This is a genomic window from Kitasatospora sp. NPDC041917 (assembly GCF_055589745.1).
In genome coordinates this window covers 1-1,509 of the sequence record NZ_JBVJBI010000116.1, presented here as the reverse complement: position 1 = coordinate 1,509, position 1,509 = coordinate 1, and the positions used below count along the sequence as shown (strand labels likewise).

The 1,509-nt window shown below is 71.1% G+C and carries 1 protein-coding gene; it reads right to left on the bottom strand.

Features of this window, described 5'->3' with window-relative positions; genetic code table 11:
- Nucleotides 1–328: 328 nt before the first annotated feature.
- Nucleotides 329–1,114: a maleylpyruvate isomerase family mycothiol-dependent enzyme gene (locus ACZ6EM_RS40410; protein WP_331768803.1), complete on the bottom strand. Its 786-nt coding sequence runs from the start codon at nt 1,112–1,114 to the stop codon at nt 329–331.
- Nucleotides 1,115–1,509: the final 395 nt, after the last annotated feature.

Sequence of the window (1,509 nt, the reverse complement as noted above, 5' to 3'; positions counted from 1 at the left end):
GTGGCTTTGTACGCGAGAACGGGAGTCGTTTGTCGATGAGCTCGGGAGGCGCCCTGCTGGCGGGCAGGTCGATGTTCACGAGTTTGGGAGGCACCCGCCGCTGAGCTGATGGGTACATGTACCGGTGTGCCCGGACTCCAGTGGCCGCGCATCGTTGCCGCCGCGCTCGTCACCAGCTACGACCAGACCGGCGGGTGTTAAATCCTCGAAGGACGCGAAACCCCCTGCTCTCAACCATGTCAGGACGGTAACGCCACGCCGACGCTCCGCCCAGGGCACGGTCGGATGAGCCGACGACGCGACCGGGCGCCGCGTCGTCGACACCGCCTTACGCGTTCGGGTCCCAGGCGAAGAGCCGCTCGAAGATGGCCCGGTCGCCGTCGATCTTCACCGAGTCCAGCGGGGTGCGTCCGTAGAACCACAGGACCAGCTCACCGGCCGTGCCCCGGGCGGAGGCGTCGGCCTGGGCCTCGCCCTCGCCGGCAGCCGGGAGGCGGACGGCGCGGGCGCCATCCGCCTCGACCGTGAAGCGCCAGGAGCGGCCCTCGGTGGCGTGGTAGTCGACGACGGCCGGCTCGTGCGGCCAGACGCCCGACCACGCGCAGCAGGTGAACAGGAAGTCCTCGACGCCGTCCAGCGCCACCTCCGCCGGCAGCGGCTGCGCGGCGCCCACGGTGAGCTGGGCGTCATAGGTGTGCATCGCGATCTCCTGAAGCTGGTGCCGGGCGACGGCACCGCTGGTCCGCGGCGATTGCGAGGCGCCCCACCACGTCCAGCACTCGGCGTCCGGGCCGACCTCCCGCAGGGTGTCCAGCAGCTCCTGCGTCGACGCGGCCAGCCAGGCCACCAACGCCTCGCGCTCCCGGGGCGCCTGCGCCTCGGAGCGCGCCGCCACGGCCTCGGCCGGCGGGGCGTCGGCCGGACCGGCCTCGACGACGGCGGCCCAGAAGGGGCGGCCCGAGCCCAGGTGCCGCGCCAGGTCGAACAGCGTCCACTCGGGACAGGTCGGCACCTGCACGTCCAGGCTGGGCGCGGCGGCGATCGCGGCCCGGAAGGCCGTCGCCCGCTCGTCGATCAGTCGCAGCAGGTCAGGGAGTTCAAGATTCTTCTGCACTACGGCTGTCTATCACCGCACTCCGGCGGCCGAAAGCGAATTTCCCGGCCGCCGCCGTCCGAACCATCCGCCCGAACCGCCGGGCAAGGCGGGCGACCCGCGTTGGCCGGGGTTCGCCCGTCGGTACAAACTCGCCGCCGAACAGCCGGTGCAGTGGGAGGTTGAGGCTCTCGGCCCTGCCGAGCCTCAGCGCCTGGTCCTCGCCGCCGTCGCGCCGTACATCGACCGCCGCGTTCTCACCGACCGGATCACAGAGGAGGAACGGTAGCGAGATCAGCTCAGGGCCTTCACCGAGGGATGGACCCTGAATCGCTCGCCGGACCGTGAGTGACTCCCAAACTCATCGACATTGATCATGGAACAGGCCCACGCGGTGACTCCCGAAGCCGACGACA